We start from the raw sequence: 15,096 nt of genomic DNA on the forward strand, positions 1-15,096 counted from the left end.
CAGGAGCAAAGCAGTTCGCCAACTCATCCGTTCGGTCGGCGCCAAACTCTTCTTCCTGCCCAAATACTCGCCCGACCTGAACCCGATCGAGCAGGTCTTGCCAAGCTCAAGCATCTGCTCCGCAAAGCTGCCGCGCGAACCGTCGACGCGGTCTGCGCCGCAATCGGCCACGCACTCGATGCCTTCACCTCCGAGGAATGCGCCAATTACCTGAAAAATTCAGGCTATCGAACTTAATGCCATCACGCTTTAGCAGGCGGTGTGGGGACTGGTTCGCGGGGGCAAGACGACCGATGGAAATTTGCTTGCGAAGGCGCGGGTCTTGGGTTGAACGCGCGATCCGTCGATCACCTCGAGCCGGCCGCAGCGGTTCAGCGTGTGCAGCTTTCTGCCGGGCCATGCCGGTCCGGGTCTGAGGGAGTGGCGCACGACCTGCTTGAACGTCGTCGGAGACAGTTCGATCACTTCCGCGAGGCCGAGCGCGGCGCCATATCCGTCGGCGCAATCCTGCACCGGCCGCCACAATTTGCCATCGATGGTGACGAAATTCCCCGCGGGTCGCGTACTTGCGCGATCGATCAGGACGGGGTTGCTGGCATGGGGCAACCAGGGGCCGAGCAGGTGCTCGGCGCAATAGATCGCAAGCGAATCCGAATAGCCGCCGGTTCCGTCTCGCCAGGCTCCGAACAAATAGTTCAGACCGTTGTGCTGCGTGATGGTCACATCGGCCAGTTCGAGGCCCGAGAGCAACGTGGCGTGTCGCTCCCATTTGTCCGGAAACCGAATGCATTTGTAGAGCGCGACGTCCCCGTGGAGCGAGCTCTCCGGGATCATCCACAACTCGCCATTGTCCTCGATCAGGAACGGATAGGACAGGTGCCAGGCCTCCTCCAGCACGGGCACGACCTCTCCGACCGGGCCGGCGTCGCCGAACTCGACGGCCGAAATGATGCCTTTTCCAACCCGATGATCGAGATCTTCGAAGTAGACGAATGTTCGTCCCTGCCATGTGATCGGGAAGGGATCGGCGTAGAAATGATTTCCGGGATCGGCGAGAACGTTCCAGCGAGGCCCGGAGAGATCTCCCGTCTGCCAGACACCCGCGCCATCATTGAAGCGCCATCCGACATGCCAATGCGGCGCATAGCAGCAGAGGCGGTAGATCTCCTTGGCGATCGATACGGCGAGGCCGCGCACGACATAGGCCGCCGGCGGCAGGCCGTTGCCGGCTCGGCGTGCCAGCTGAGGCACGATACGCGGCCGTCCCGACAGGATGGCCGCCACCATGGTCAGGGTTCGCGCCATGACCGTTTCGAGTCCACCGCTCAAACCGGCCGCGATCTCTGCGGAGGGATGGCCGCGATCGAGCACCGCGCCGTCGACCTCGTTGACGATCTCGATCACGGGCAGGTCGCCGGCGAGAATCGCCGCGAGTGCCGCGTTTTCACCTGCAGTTCCGTTGAACTGCGGGCGGAGATACAGCCGGGCCGAACAGTCCGGATCGCGCGCGGCGCTCGTGAAATCGACGATCACATCGGCCGTGCCGGTGCGGGCCTGCGTCTGTTCCGGATCGATCTTCAGCCCGTCGGCGCCGCTGTGCCTGCCTTTACGCAGCACCACGCGCTCGAGCTCGAACAGGGCGTCGAGCCCCGCGGGCCGTGGCTCCGCCGTTGCAGTCAACGCGATTTGAACCGGAACGTCCCGGCCGTCGATCGACAGCGTCTGGCGGTGCATCCACCGCCGCGCATGGTCACGTTCGCAGCGAAACTCGATGATCATGTCGAGCCAACCTATTCCAACGCATCGGTTCAGACGACCCGGTTGAGGATTTGAACGTATTCCTCAACCATCGCATCGACCGAATAGCGCAACCTCAGGCCTTTGGCGTTCTCTTGCAGTTCGTCGCTCAGTGCTTGGTCGGTCAGAAGTCTGGAGACGGCAGCCGACAGCTTCGCTTGATCTGAAGCATCGACAAAGAGGGCAGTGGGCTTTCCTTCGAAAGACAGCACCTCGCGCAGCACGGGAAGATCGGTGACGACCGAGGGAACGCCGGCGTTGGCGGCTTCGACGGCGGCAAGGCCAAAGGTCTCGGCCTGCGTCGGAAACACGAATATGTCGAGACAGGCGAGAAAATCCGCGATCTGGCGTGGCGCGATTTCACCGAGCAGATGCAATCGGTCCGAGACCTTCAGCTCGTCCGCGAGCTGCCGCAGTCGCGCCTCATCGGCGCCCTGGCCGGCGAGTGCAAGGTGCCACGACGGCTCGTCCGGCAAGAGGCGTATCGCCGCATCGAGCCGCTTGTGCGGATGCAGCCTCGCCGCGCAGCCGAGCAGGACGCGGTCCGGCGGCAGGTTGAATTTCTGTCGTGCGGCGCCCTTCGGCAGGATGAGGGCCTTGTCCTCGAAGCCGTGCGGGACATGCACCATGCGCGACCGGTAGGCCTGAGGGTAGCGCGAATACTCGCGCTCCATGTCCTTTGAGTTCAGCGTGATGCGGTCGAAGAAGCCGACGCTGCCCATGACGATGTCGGCCGTGCGGATCGGCCAGCTCATCGACAGCGCGGATGAAACCTGGTTGGCGACGACAGGGGCGCGGCTGACGAGGCGCGTCACGCCCGCGCCGATGACGTTGCCGAAATGCTGGAAGGTCAGGACGGCGTCGGGCCGCGTGGCTCTGATATGACCGCCAAGCGTCCACAGCATCCGCAGCAGCGCAACCGGATTGCTCGGCCGGCTCGATGCGCAATAGAACGTCTCGGGCGGCTCGTCGAACGAATCCGATTTGCGGAAGAAAAACAGGTTGGAGACGCGATGGCCGCGCGCGGAGAGGCCGGCGCCGAGAAGCCTGGAGATCTCCTGCGCGCCCGCGTTCTCGGCCTGGGTCTGTACGAGAAGGACATGCAGCTTTCGTTCGCTGCCGTTCAGCCGCGCCAGTTCTGTCGCGGTCGTCTCGCCCAATTCCTTGTTCGGCTGGTAATGGAGCACGGATCCCGACCGCTAAAGAAACGAAATCTTCACCTTCTTAACCCCGTACCTATCATGCAGGCATCGGGCAGACACCGACTAGCAACAAACGGAGTTAATGCGCGAGCCGCCGATTGCCGCGTTCTCGCGGGAATTCTGCCGATTCCCGGATGGTGCGCAGCGAGCGCGTTAACCAACGGGACCTGCACGCGCCGTCGCGGATCAACCAAGCCGATCGTACGGCTGACGCCTATTCGGCGGAGTCGGCGCCGCGAACCGCATAGCGGCCGCGCCGCCACGCCGAGAAGCGCAACAGCACGAGAACCGAAGGATCGACCCCGGTTCGCCGGCGGCACAAGATATTGAGCGCGATGGTCGTGAGCGCCAGCGACACCGTGGCGGCAATCGCCGCGCCAAGCACGCCGAGCCAGGGGATCAGGACGAGGAATCCGACCAGTCTCAATGCGACATTTGCGGCGACGACGGGGACGTAGATGCGTTCATGGCCGGTCAATTGCAGGATCGCCGCCGACGGACCGCCCGCGGCCTGGATGGCCGTTCCGATCGCCAGCACGATCAGCACCGAGTGCTGCTCGGTGAAATGAGGCCCGAACAGGTTGAGGAGATAGGGGCCGCCGATCCAGATCATGGCGAGCCCCGCGACCACGCAAAGCGCGGTCACTTCCGCCATGAGCTGCAGCGTCCGCTCGAATTCCTGGTGATTTTTGCTGAAGTAGAGCGAAGGAAGCCGGCGCGCGCCGAACGAGTACAGCGCGGCGGAGAGCATGGCGAAGATGTTGGCGAGGCGTGACGCCGCGAAGTAGATGCCGGCGGTCGCCGGATCCAGCATCCAGTAGACCAGAATGACGTCGAAATACTGGTTCGCGACTTCAAGGATGGACGCAAGCCAGAAATGCAGCGCGCTCGATCGCCAGCGCGATGCTTCGGAATTCGCTGCTGTCGTGCGCAAATCCGGCAGCACCCGTACAATCGCAATGATCTGTGCGACGAGGCCCACCGACATCGCAATCGTCATTGCGGCGATCAGCTCGGCGGGATCGAGCTGCCGATGCCCGAACAGCATGGCGAGCAGAAACAGCACGACGAAAACCCGCCAGAAGAACTCGCGGTTGCCTTCGCCCATGATAATGCTGACCAGCGAGCGCGCGATCTGGCTGCCGAGCATCAATCCGGCACTCACGGCGGTGTAGGCCGAGACGGCGAGGATCAGCAGCCACAAATCCCCTCTGAAATGCGCAACCAACGCAACCGCGGCGATCGCGATCAGCATCGCGACGGCGGAATTCCTGAAGCTGGAGAGCAGGAGGCCCTTGGTGAGGTCGGGCCTGTCGCCGACCTCATACTCGTTCAGGAATCGCACCAGCAATGCTTCCTGACCGACCAGTCCTACGACTGCGGCGATCTGGGCAACCGAAAGCCAGGTCGCAAAGATACCGAATCCATCGGGCGTCATCGTTCGCGCGGCCAGCGAGAACAACGCAAACGCGAGCGCGCCGCTGCCAACCTTCAGAAGGATGGTCCCGACGACACCGCGCGTGACGTCACGCCGCAGAAATTGAACAATGGAATCGATCATCGAAGATGCGGAGCGTTCCCCGAAGATGGGCGTTGCAAGGACGGCGAGAGCCTAGCATGCCGGAAAAATGCGAGTGTTAATGCGCGGTCTTGAGGTCCCGTCGTCTGTCGTCGACGAAGGTCGTACGCCGCTGCTTCACTGCGGAACAGCCGCGTCCCCGATGTGCCAGATTGACCGGGCACCGGCTCGATCGAAAAGCGGCGCGATGTCGTGCCGGTGCAAGATGCGGGGCGAAGCCGGCCGGCCTGCGGCTGTTCGAGCATTGGAATGGCCTCTCTGGAACGAATTCGGACGCTTGGTCTGACGAGACAGCAGTATTTCGAGGTCGTTCTGAGCAAGGCGCGTGCCGGGACGGATGTGTCCGGCGACCCGTTAACCTCAATCGCCGGAAATGATCGCGTTTGGCTCTGCGATACGACATCAGGCGAGGGAATTGCACATGGAACCACCGTTAACCGTGGAGCCCTAAACCATGACGACGGATAGACCCGTGACCGAGCCGAGCGATGCAGCTGCGACTGCGGCCATCGTCGCAGACATCGCGATCGTCGGTGGCGGCCTTGCGGGATCGCTCGCCGCGTCCGTGCTTGCGCGGGCGGGGCATCGCGTCGCACTCGTCGACAAGCGCGCGGTGCATCCGGACGAATTCCGGGTCGAGAAGCTCGGTGGCCAGCAGCTCGAGATGTTCCGCAGGCTGGGCTTCCTCCATGCGCTCGAGAACGTCGCCTGCCGGTATGACCGGGTGCTCAATATCCGGGAGGGCAAGGTCGTCGATGTCAGCGTCGGCCAGGCTTACGGGTTTTCCTATGCCGGCCTCGTTGCGATGGCGCGCAGCCAGCTGCCTGATCCGTCCAATCTGATCGTCGACGAAGTCATCGCAATCAGCCCCAGCAATGATGTCCAGCATATCGAGCTTGCGTCCGGACGACGCCTTGAGGCGCGGCTCGTCGTGCTCGCCACGGGCATGGCGGGAGCTCTCGGCTACAAGCTCGGCATCAAGCGGCGCGTGCTGGCCGAGCGCCATTCGGTGTCGTTCGGCTTCACGATCGCCCGCCGCGATGGCACGCCGTTCGATTTCGAGGCGCTGACCTGTTACGGCGAGCGCACCACTGACGGCATCGACTATCTCAGCCTGTTCCCGGTGCCATCAGGTATGCGGGCCAATCTGTTCATGTTCCGCGACCCGACCGATCCGATCATGCGCGAGCTGCGCCGCGAACCGGAAGCGACCGTCCCGCGGCTGCTGCCGGGACTGCGGCCTTACCTCGGCGACTTCCACGTGACCGACAGGGTGCAGAACTGGGTGATGGATCTGACCGTGGTGGAGGGACACCTTCAGCCCGGAATCGTCCTCATCGGCGATGCGTTCCAGACCAATTGTCCCGCCGCCGGCACGGGCGTCGCCCGCCTGCTGGTGGACGTCGATCGCCTTTGCACGGAGTACGCGCCGCGCTGGCTCGCAAGCGCCGGCATGGGCACGGAGAAGATTTCGCAGTTCTATTCCGATCCCGACAAGCTCGCGGCAGACCAGCGGTCGCTGAAAATGGCGCGCTTCCGTCAGGCCCTGACGTCCCGCAACGATATCGAATGGGATGTGCGGCGGCGGTTGCACTTCCTGCGGCGCAGTCTCACGCATCGTGTCGATCAGATGCATCCGGGCTGGCTCGGACGCGTCCGCGGCGCGCTCCGCGCGTGAGCTCTGCGCTCCCTCGCTTGCGCTTCGGCTAGCGCGTGGGCGTCGGGGTGCGGGCCGGCAGGAGCCTGAAATCGGACAGCCGCTTGGCCGCCAGTTTGAGCCAGGGAGCCTGCTTCAGCGCGAACAGGCTGATGGCGCCCGCGGTGCTGCCGGCCTGCGTGACCATCCACATCGGCGAAGGCTGGCCGCCGAACAATTTCTTGTACGGCTCGTCGCCGATCGTGAAGTCGAGCATCTGATCGCCGCGCTCGATGCAATCCCGCGCCACTTGCTCGAACATCAGAGAGCCCAGGGATTGGCTCTTGTAGCCGTCGATATCGAAGGCGCTCATGATGACGAGGAAGCTGCCGCGATGGCGCAGTCCGAGCACGGCGGCGATCACGCCGCCGTCCATCTTCATGGCGTAGAGTCGGACGAACGAGCCGAGACCGCGGGCCGCCACGTCAGAATAGAAGCTGTAATATTCGGGGCGCTGGAGCAGGTCGCCGTCGCCCTGGGCGTGAAAGCGCGGGCCGCGATATTGCTTCATCGCGTCCATCGCCTCGGAGATCGAGGCGCTGTCGTCGCAGCATGAGAAGCTCAATGCTCCCTTCTTCTGGAGCTGGCGATATTTCTTGGCGAGCTCCTTCTGATAGGAGCGATCCAGCGCGCTGGCACGCCATTGCTCGAACGGGGCGACGAGAACGGTCGCGTAGGCGTTCGTCTCCATCGAGACGCGGCGTGGCGCGCCGAGTAAGCTCTCGATCGGAAGCCGTCCGTCGGGCAGCTTGGTCATGCGGAGCAGATCGAACGGGCGGACGAGGCGCCGGATCTCTGCGCAGGCCGCTTCGTCCTCCAGCAGGCTGGAAAACACCTCGGGACTGCAGACCGGCGCCAGATAGTCGGATACGCGCAGATCGGCGAATTCGATGGTGCGGATCGGGCCGCGGCGGATTCGGAGCAGGGGCAGCACCATCGCCAGTGCCCCCGTCGTACGGCGGCGGACCACGACGACCAGCGGCGTCGCGCCTGCATGGGATGCGAGCCTGGCGTAGAGGCTGTCCAGCCAGAGCGGATGCTGAAACGCGGTCGCGGCAGAGCTGTCGAAAAGCGCCGCGTATTCCGAAGACAGGAAGTCGAACGCCTGCTCGATGGCGATATCGAATGTATTGCTCGGCTTATTCATGCGTGACCACGGAAACCAGATAATCCGGAGAAGTCGATCGAGCCGGATCCCACGCTTGTATAGCAGGGTCGTGACGGCCGAGGCACCAGCGGGGTGCGATTTGCATTAACGCATCGAGCAGGGGCCGTATCGTTATCAATCCCCGAAGTTTCGAGATTTCGTGGTGCCGGGGCCCGGGAGATCAACCCGCAGTAGTAGATAATTAACCAAGCTTAAGGGAAAGTCACCGCATGACCATCCTGCAGACCGAGAGAGACTCCGAGGCACTCACGAGCGCGATCTGGAAGACGCGCAGTGCCGGCGTCGAGAAGATCGCCAGGCTCGCCATCTGCGTATCGATCACCGTCAATGTCGTCGCGTCGATGGGGACATTCAATACGGCGATACTGCCGGCGGGACTGACTTATCTGCAACAGGCGGTCGCTCTGCTGATGTGGAGCGTCCTGATCTACGCAAGCGCGTTCGTGCGCCCGCGTCTGCAGCTGGCGTTCAATCCTGATCTGATCGCGCTCCTCGCATTCTACGCGCTGGCGGTCGTCTCGGTGTTGTGGACCACTCTGAATGCCGCAGCCATCATGAAGAGCGCCGCTCTTGCAATGACGACGTTTGGCGCGTTCTGCATGATCACGCGGATCGATATCGACGATGTCGTGAAGGCGACGTCCTCCGGGCTCTTCATATTGGTCGCCGCATCGGCGCTTTGCGCGCTCGCCGTGCCCGATATCGGGATAGATCATAGCTGGATGCACAATGGTCAATGGCAGGGCGTCTATGAATCGAAGCAGACGCTGGGCTTTGTCGGCGCGTATCTGATGTTCTTCTCCTGCTACCGGAAGATGACGGGGCAGGGGTGGTTGGCGTTCCTCGTCGCGTTCCTGCTGGCGTCGACCTGCGTCCTCGCGTCGGAATCGCGCGGCGCCGGTGCTGTCGCCCTGGCGGCTTGTGCGCTGCTCGTGACGTCGATGTGGTCGGTCGGCTGCATGAGGCTCTATGCGATCCTGCCGTTCGTCATGTGCGTTATGGCCGGCTTCCTGATCGTCTATTTTTATGCGACGGGATACGACGCCATCCACATTGGCGATGCGACCGTCAACTTCACCGAGCGGACCTTCATCTGGCACTACGCGATAAGCCATTTCGACGATGCGCCGCTGCTCGGCTTCGGAATCAACGGTTTCTGGACGATCCCGTCGATCTACGATTATTTCGAGCAGAACCACGGTTGGGTGCTCGACAACTATCATAGCGGTTATATCGCGATCCTGATGGAAACAGGATTTCTGGGCTACGTGCTTTTCGCAGCGAGTGTTCTTCTGTTCTCGAACAAGGTTCTCTATTTGATTTCTGCACGATCGATCCACCGGGCGCACTGTGCCCTCATCATCGGATTTGTCGCCCTCAGCTTTCAGACCAATTTCACCGAGACGACGTTCCTTCGCTCGACCATGTTCACGTCGGTGCTCCTCGTGGCGTTCCTCCTTGCAACGTGCAGGCCGGTGCCGGAGACCGATTTCTAACCCTTACGGAATGGAAGCAAGATGACCGCCCCCCGCGCTCGCTGGTCGAGACGCTTCAATCTTGCCGCAGTGGCTTTCGTCTTCGCATCGCTCTGCTCCGACGCACACGGCGCGGGGCAGGTCGTGCCTCGTGATGCCGCAAAATTGGGACGCGGGATCAACATTCTCGGTTATGACGGAATCTGGGAAGGCGGTCAGAACGCGCCGTTTCGTCTGGACAATTTGACGGCGATCAGAAAGGCCGGATTCTCGCACGTCAGGATCAATTTCTTCGGCTTCAAGTTCATGGATCGCGGGAATGTGCTGGATGAGGTCGTGCTGAGAAGGCTTGATGCCGTCATCGAGGAAATTCTCGCCAGGAACCTCGTTCCCATCGTCGACGAGCACGACACGCATGTCTGTCAGCGTGATGTCTCCGAATGCGGCGAGAAGCTCAGGGCATTCTGGCGGCAGATCGCGGAGCGCTATGCCGGAAGATATCCCGGGCTCGTCTTCGAGGTCTTGAACGAGCCGGGGGGACAGATGACGTCCGCCAGCTGGAATTCGCTCCTCAACGAATGTATCGGCATCATCCGCCGCACCAACCCCGAGCGGCGGGTCATTGCTGCCGTTCTCAACACTGACGAGATTCCCATCGACGATCTGGCTCTCCCCGCCGACGACAGGAATCTCATCGTCACCTTTCATTATTACGCGCCGATACGCTTCACGCATCAGGGTGCGCCATGGTCCGAGACGTTCGCGCGCATCGGGCCGCTGGATTGGGGCAGTCCGGACGACGAAGCCAGGGCGGCCGCTGATTTCGAGAAGGTCAGTCGGTGGTCGGAGCGAGAGAAACGCCCGATTTATCTCGGCGAGTTCGGGGTCTACGAACGGGCTCCATCCGAGAGTCGCCAGAGATACCTGTCGTTCGTGGCGCGTAGCGCCGACAGACGCGGCTGGGCATGGGCCTATTGGCAGTTCGACCATGATTTCGCGGCCTTTGACAGCGCCCGTCAGGCCTGGAAGCCCGACATCCTGCGCGCCCTGATCCCGCCGGCCCGTTGAAGCCGCAGTTCAAAGCCAATATCGGCCGGATCACGATCGCCTAGCGGTGACGGCTAACCGCCGTCCCTCGCCCGGCAGAACAGATCGATCCCGCCGACCTGTCCGCCCTTGAGCGCGATCTCGATGTTCGCATGCGCGCGATCCGATGATGCGCGGTTGAGTGGCGCGCCTTCTGCGAGAGGGGCGATCGCGGTCAGCGCATAGATGCCCATCGCCTGCAGCGCATGGCCGGACGTGTCGCCGCCGGCGACCACGGCGCGCGGGAGCCGCGCGGTTTCCAGAATGGCGTCCAGCGCCTGGCCGAGCCCCGCGCCGATGCGCTCGTTCACCGCACTCGCCGTTGCGCCGCTCGCCTCGATGGCTGCGTTGAGCGCGCCGATGGCGGGATCGTCGGGGCCGCTTGCGGTGATCAGGAGCGCATCGCGCCCCGACGCGAGCGCCGCGACCGCACGTTCGGCAGCGCGGCCGATCTCCCTGGTCCATTCAGCCGCGTCGACCGCGCGCGTCGCATCGAGCCGCTCGACGTCGAAGCCGTTGTCCGCGGCATGCGCGATCTGCGCGGCGGTGACGGGCGAGCAGGAGCCGGAGACGCACGCGATGCGCTCGACGCCGGCAAGGCGCAGATCGGGCTTGCTGTCGGCAATCAGGCCGGCCGACCGCCAATAGGCGACCAGGGCCTGCTCGACACCTTGCGAGCCGGCGACAAAGAGGCGCTCGCCGCGATATTCCCAGATCAGGCGGCCGGCTTCGATCAGCGATGCCTGGTCGAGCACGTCGAGCGAGATGATCTCGGTGCCGGCGCCCCTCGCGCGCATCAGCGCCAGATCCGCGCCGCCATTGGCCATGGTGACGAAGTCGATCAGCCCGATCGATCGCGCCGTCTGTTTTGCGAGATGCCGGCCGAGATCGGACTCGTCCATCGGCGTCACCGGATGACGCGACATGGTCGGGTGCCGGTCGAGACGATGGCCGACGCCATTCACGGCCGCGAACAGGTGGCCGAACATCTGATAGCGGCCCATCGCCGGCGATCCCACGAGGAGGGGATGCCAGGCGCCGCCGAGTTGCGGCACCGCGAGGTCGATCGCACGCCCGATCGAGCCGATCTGCGGCGAGGAGTCGAAGGTCGAGCACACTTTGTAGTGTGCGATCGGCGCGCCGATACCTGCGAGCACCGCGAAAGCCGGGGGAAGGTTTTGCTCCATCCAGGCCGGATCCTTCGCGCGCGCCGTGCCGGCGATGCCGATGCCGCGGTACTGCCCGATAGAAGCGAGACGTTCGGGCGTCGGAGTCTCCAGGAACAGGATTGTCGGCAGGCCCGCGAAGGTGAGGGCCTCCATCGCTGCGGACGAGCCAGTGTAATCGTCGCCATAGAAAGCAACGAGTGGACCGTCGGGCAGGGCGGACGCGCCGCTCACGGCTGTGGACTCGCCATCGCGGCGTCCCATGCTGCGCGCAAATCGGCAACGCCGGCGGCCGGTCCGTCGGGATGGGCGAGAATGCCGCCGCCTGCTGCGAAGATCAGATCTGTCGAGCCGAGCGCGCGCCAGGTCGGCGCGGCCTGGGCCGGCGTCTGGCCCGACGAGAACACCGGCATCGCGGTGCACGGCTTGTGCGCGAACATCGGCGTCAGCGCCGCCTTTGCGGATGTGACCACGCTGTCATCGGTCTCGCTGAACTTGTTGCCGATGCCGTTGACGTGCATGTGGTCGGCGCCGGCCAGCCGCCAGATCCTGTGCCACGCCGTATAGTCCCAGCCGAGTGCCGGATGACGATTCAGCGCGCCCCAGCCGTTGCGATGCGCATGAACGGGAAGCTGCGTGTGGCGGCCGAGCTCGACCATGCCTGTGAGCCCGACCGAGTTGATGCTCGCCATCACGCAGGTGCCGCCCTCGCTGAGCACCAGATCGTGCCGGCGGCGCATCTGGTCGATCTCGCCGGTGAGGTTGAAGGCGACCATGACCTTCTTGCCGGTTCGATCAGCGTGGTCGTTGACGACGCGCATCACGGCGCGCACACGCGCGTCGAACGGACAATAGGCGCCGTCCGATTGCAGCTCGTCGTCCTTGATGAAGTCGATGCCGGCCTCGCACAGCGTGGCGACCAGATTGGCCGTCTCGGCCGGGCTGAGCCCGATGCTCGGCTTGATGATGGTGCCGATCAGCGGGCGACCGCTGACACCGGTCAGCTCGCGCGTGCCGGCGACGCCGAACTTCGGTCCGGGATAGGCGGCGGCAAACGCGAGCGGCAGGCGCAGGTCGAGCAGCCGCAGGCCGGTCAGCTGGCGCAACTCCCAGAGATTGCCGGCGATCGCCGTGACGAGATTTGGCAATGACGCGCCGATATTGTCGAGCGGCCATGACAACGTCACGCGCGCGCGATTCCAGGGGCCATCGGGGTTGATCGGGCGGGCGACCGGGAGCGACGGCGCGGAGATTGCATCAAGCAACTCGATGCTCTCGACGCGGGCGGCCGCACGCGCTTTCAGCTCCGGCGTTTCGCCGGGCACCGCAACGAACGTGCCGCTCGACTGCTCGCCCGCCATGGTTTCCGCGGCAAGACGCGGATCTTCAGGCGTTTCGATCAGATAGTCGGCTTCGATGCGAACGGGATTTTGCGTCACGGGAGCGCAGACAATCTAGAGCTTGGTCAGATCGGGGAACGGCCGCACGGGGTCGCGCCCGTCCCAGCCCCTGGCGGCTGCGCGGATGAGATCGAACATCTTGCCCTTGGGTCCCGAGACTTCAGACAGTTCGATCACCGTTCCCGGATGATACTCCGTGTCGAAATAGACGAAGCGACCGCGCGCGCCGACTTCGCCGCTCATGACCGGCTTGAAACCCTCAGCTTCGAGACGGGAGAGATCGGCGTCGTAGTCTTCGGTCCAGTAGGCGACGTGCTGCAGACCCTTATGTCCGGCTTTCAGGAAGTCGGCATACATCGACGGCGCATCGTTGCGGATCTGGATCAGCTCCATCTGCAGCGGACCGGAATTGGCCAGCGCCACCGAATTGTGCGGCTCATAGGCCTTGCCGCGATAGTGGTAGTTCACGATTGGAACCCGCGGATTATAGAACCACGGCCCGATGCCGAGCTCGCGGCTCCAATAATCCATGGCCTTCTCGATGTCGTCAACGACGTAGCCGGCTTGCCGGATCTCACCAAAAAAACGGCTCATTGCATGATTCCCATGATCTTCAGAATTTGAGGAAGCCGATCGACAGCCACGGCACGGCTGCGACGATGGCGAGGCCGATGAAGAGCGCCGCGACATAGCCCCAGATGTGCTTGAGGCCTTCGTCCGGCGATATCTTGCTGATCGCGCAGGCGCCGTAGTAGCCGACGCCGAACGGCGGCGCGAACAGGCCGATGCCCATCGCGAGGATCACGACCATCGCATAGTGCACTTCATGCACGCCGGCCTGCTTGGCAATCGGAAACAGCAATGGGCCGAACAGCACGATGGCCGGAATGCCTTCGAGCACGCTGCCGAGCACGACGAAGGCCACAATCGAGATCGCGAGGAAGCCGTAGGCGCCGCCGGGGATCGCCGCCATCGCCTTCGCCAGCTGTTGCGAGAAGCCCGATTGCGTCAGTCCCCAGGCCATCGCCGTGGCGCAGCCGATGATGAAGATGATTGCGCCCGTCAGCGAGGCCGTCTCGACCAGCATGGATTTCAGCCGCCGCCAGGGAAACTGGCGGTAGACCACAAGGCCCATCAGCACGGCGTAGGCGATGCCGATGGTCGAGACCTCCGTGGCAGTGGCAACACCTTCGACCACGGCAGTGCGGATCACGAAGGGCAGCAGGATGGCGGGCAGAGCGATCATTGTGAGCTTTGCGATCTCGCGCTTCGAGGCACGCCGCACATGGCTCAGATCCTCGTTCCGGTAGCGTCGCCACACCACCACGCAGAGCGCGGTGCCCACGACCAGGGCCGGCAGCAGCCCGCCCGCGAACAGCGCTGCGATCGAGACACCGGTCACCGAGCCGATGGTGATCAGCACGATGCTCGGCGGAATGGTCTCGGTCTGCGCGCCGGTGGCCGACAGCAGCGCGACGAGGTCGCCGGGCTTGGCGCCGCGCCGCTGCATCTCCGGCAGCAGCACCGGCGCGATCGCGGCCATGTCGGCGATCTTCGAGCCGGAGATGCCGGAGACCAGATACATGGCCCCGATCAGCACGTAGGACAGTCCGCCCCTGACATGTCCGAGCAGGCTGGCCAGAAACTGGATCATGGCCCGCGCCATGCCGGTCATCTCGATCAACGCGCCGAGGAAAATGAACAGCGGCACCGCGAGCAGGATCAGGTGCGACATGCCTTCATCGAGACGGCCGACCATCACCATCATCGGGACGCTGGTTGTCAGCGCCAGATAGCCGAAGGTCGCGAGCGCAAAGGAGAAGGCGATCGGTACGCCGGCGAACACGTTGGCTGCGACCACGCCGACGAAGAAAATGATGAGATTGTAGCGTCCGAGCGGGGCGAGCAGCGGTCCGGCAAGCCAGAATGCGGCAATCAGGACGGCTGTGATGATGAGGGCCGCGACGATCAACGCGGGGCGGTGATGCGTCGCGAGCCGGATCGCGGCGACGACGGCCATCAGGGTCATCCCGACGGGAATTGCGGCTGCGCGCCAGGCATTGCTGATCTCCAGCGCCGGGGTGACGATGACCTGTTCCTCGCTCGCATAATCGAAGGCGGGATGCAGGATCAGCGCCAGCAGGGCTAGCGGCGCCACCGCCGCGATCGTGTCGAGAAAGGCGCGCGCGCCCGGGCCGACATGGCTGACGAGCCCTGTCATGCGCATGTGCTCGCCCCGGCGCAGCGCGATCACCGCGCCCAGCATCGAGAGCCAGAGAAACAGGATCGAGGCCAGCTCGTCCGACCAGATCAGCGGGCTGTGGAAGACGTATCGCATGATGACGCCGGCGAGCATGATGCCGATCTCGACCAGCACGACACCGGCCGCGGCGGTCTCGACCACCGCACCGAGCCAGCGGTCGACGGTGCCAAAGGCGCTCGCAAGCTTGCGCGTGCCCGCAGCGGAAGCAGGGTGCGCGGCCGCCGCCAGATAGTCCGTCATCTGATGCTCTGCGATCGTCATCGC

At 63.9% G+C, this 15,096-nt stretch carries 11 protein-coding genes and 1 pseudogene; 4 read left to right on the top strand and 8 right to left on the bottom strand.

Annotation, left to right across the window (positions count from 1 at the left end):
• Positions 1-237, top strand: a pseudogene (locus CT676_RS36530) (transposase); the annotation flags it as partial.
• 12 nt (positions 238-249) lie between these two features.
• On the opposite strand, the gene CT676_RS36535 reads toward CT676_RS36530, so the two are convergent.
• From CT676_RS36535 to CT676_RS36545, 3 genes are all read right to left on the bottom strand, one after another.
• Complete coding sequence (locus CT676_RS36535; protein ID WP_135216542.1) at positions 250-1,779, bottom strand: hypothetical protein; 1,530 nt, start codon at positions 1,777-1,779, stop codon at positions 250-252.
• A 29-nt stretch (positions 1,780-1,808) separates the two neighbouring features.
• Positions 1,809-2,984, bottom strand: coding sequence for a glycosyltransferase family 4 protein (locus CT676_RS36540; RefSeq protein ID WP_135216543.1), 1,176 nt, complete (start codon positions 2,982-2,984; stop codon positions 1,809-1,811).
• Between the two features lie 229 nt (positions 2,985-3,213).
• Positions 3,214-4,560 (bottom strand): polysaccharide biosynthesis C-terminal domain-containing protein, encoded by a 1,347-nt coding sequence (locus CT676_RS36545; RefSeq protein WP_135216544.1) that lies wholly within the window; start codon positions 4,558-4,560, stop codon positions 3,214-3,216.
• Between the two features lie 472 nt (positions 4,561-5,032).
• Between CT676_RS36545 and CT676_RS36550 the strand changes: the two genes are divergently transcribed.
• The gene (locus CT676_RS36550; RefSeq protein WP_135216545.1) at positions 5,033-6,256 is read left to right on the top strand and encodes an FAD-dependent monooxygenase; all 1,224 of its coding nucleotides are present in this window, start codon (positions 5,033-5,035) and stop codon (positions 6,254-6,256) included.
• Positions 6,257-6,284: 28 nt separating this feature from the next.
• Here CT676_RS36550 and CT676_RS36555 read toward each other — a convergent pair whose 3' ends face one another.
• Positions 6,285-7,421: a GNAT family N-acetyltransferase gene (locus CT676_RS36555; RefSeq protein ID WP_135216546.1), complete on the bottom strand. Its 1,137-nt coding sequence runs from the start codon at positions 7,419-7,421 to the stop codon at positions 6,285-6,287.
• Between the two features lie 230 nt (positions 7,422-7,651).
• Between CT676_RS36555 and CT676_RS36560 the strand changes: the two genes are divergently transcribed.
• Positions 7,652-8,938 carry an O-antigen ligase family protein gene (locus tag CT676_RS36560; RefSeq protein WP_135216547.1) on the top strand — a complete coding sequence of 429 codons (1,287 nt, stop codon included), beginning with the start codon at positions 7,652-7,654 and terminating at the stop codon, positions 8,936-8,938.
• 21 nt (positions 8,939-8,959) lie between these two features.
• The gene (locus CT676_RS36565; protein WP_135216548.1) at positions 8,960-9,985 is read left to right on the top strand and encodes a cellulase family glycosylhydrolase; all 1,026 of its coding nucleotides are present in this window, start codon (positions 8,960-8,962) and stop codon (positions 9,983-9,985) included.
• Positions 9,986-10,038: 53 nt separating this feature from the next.
• Here CT676_RS36565 and CT676_RS36570 read toward each other — a convergent pair whose 3' ends face one another.
• The 4 genes from CT676_RS36570 to CT676_RS36585 are packed head-to-tail and all read right to left on the bottom strand — an operon-like array spanning position 10,039 to position 15,093.
• On the bottom strand, positions 10,039-11,403 hold the full coding sequence (locus tag CT676_RS36570) for a four-carbon acid sugar kinase family protein (RefSeq protein WP_244623384.1): 1,365 nt from the start codon (positions 11,401-11,403) through the stop codon (positions 10,039-10,041).
• Positions 11,400-12,608: a ribulose-bisphosphate carboxylase large subunit family protein gene (locus CT676_RS36575; RefSeq protein ID WP_135216550.1), complete on the bottom strand. Its 1,209-nt coding sequence runs from the start codon at positions 12,606-12,608 to the stop codon at positions 11,400-11,402. The genes CT676_RS36570 and CT676_RS36575 overlap by 4 nt, the downstream gene beginning before the upstream one ends.
• 15 nt (positions 12,609-12,623) lie before the next feature.
• Positions 12,624-13,163, bottom strand: a complete 540-nt coding sequence (locus CT676_RS36580) for a VOC family protein (RefSeq protein ID WP_135216551.1) — start codon at positions 13,161-13,163, stop codon at positions 12,624-12,626.
• Positions 13,164-13,182: 19 nt separating this feature from the next.
• A complete protein-coding gene (locus tag CT676_RS36585) occupies positions 13,183-15,093 on the bottom strand; it encodes a TRAP transporter large permease subunit (RefSeq protein ID WP_135216552.1) in 1,911 nt (636 codons plus the stop codon).
• Positions 15,094-15,096: the final 3 nt, after the last annotated feature.

The sequence above is a fragment of the Bradyrhizobium sp. MOS001 genome, assembly GCF_004634465.1.
Classification (GTDB): Bacteria; Pseudomonadota; Alphaproteobacteria; order Rhizobiales; family Xanthobacteraceae; genus Bradyrhizobium; species Bradyrhizobium barranii.

Bases quoted from the DNA above. Each gene is read 5' to 3' on its own strand.
- CT676_RS36535 (WP_135216542.1), bottom strand. From the start codon at position 1,779: ATGATCATCGAGTTTCGCTGCGAACGTGACCATGCGCGGCGGTGGATG.
- CT676_RS36545 (WP_135216544.1), bottom strand. From the start codon at position 4,560: ATGATCGATTCCATTGTTCAATTTCTGCGGCGTGACGTCACGCGCGGT.
- CT676_RS36550 (WP_135216545.1), top strand. From the start codon at position 5,033: ATGACGACGGATAGACCCGTGACCGAGCCGAGCGATGCAGCTGCGACT.
- CT676_RS36555 (WP_135216546.1), bottom strand. From the start codon at position 7,421: ATGAATAAGCCGAGCAATACATTCGATATCGCCATCGAGCAGGCGTTC.
- CT676_RS36560 (WP_135216547.1), top strand. From the start codon at position 7,652: ATGACCATCCTGCAGACCGAGAGAGACTCCGAGGCACTCACGAGCGCG.
- CT676_RS36565 (WP_135216548.1), top strand. From the start codon at position 8,960: ATGACCGCCCCCCGCGCTCGCTGGTCGAGACGCTTCAATCTTGCCGCA.
- CT676_RS36580 (WP_135216551.1), bottom strand. From the start codon at position 13,163: ATGAGCCGTTTTTTTGGTGAGATCCGGCAAGCCGGCTACGTCGTTGAC.
- CT676_RS36585 (WP_135216552.1), bottom strand. From the start codon at position 15,093: ATGACGATCGCAGAGCATCAGATGACGGACTATCTGGCGGCGGCCGCG.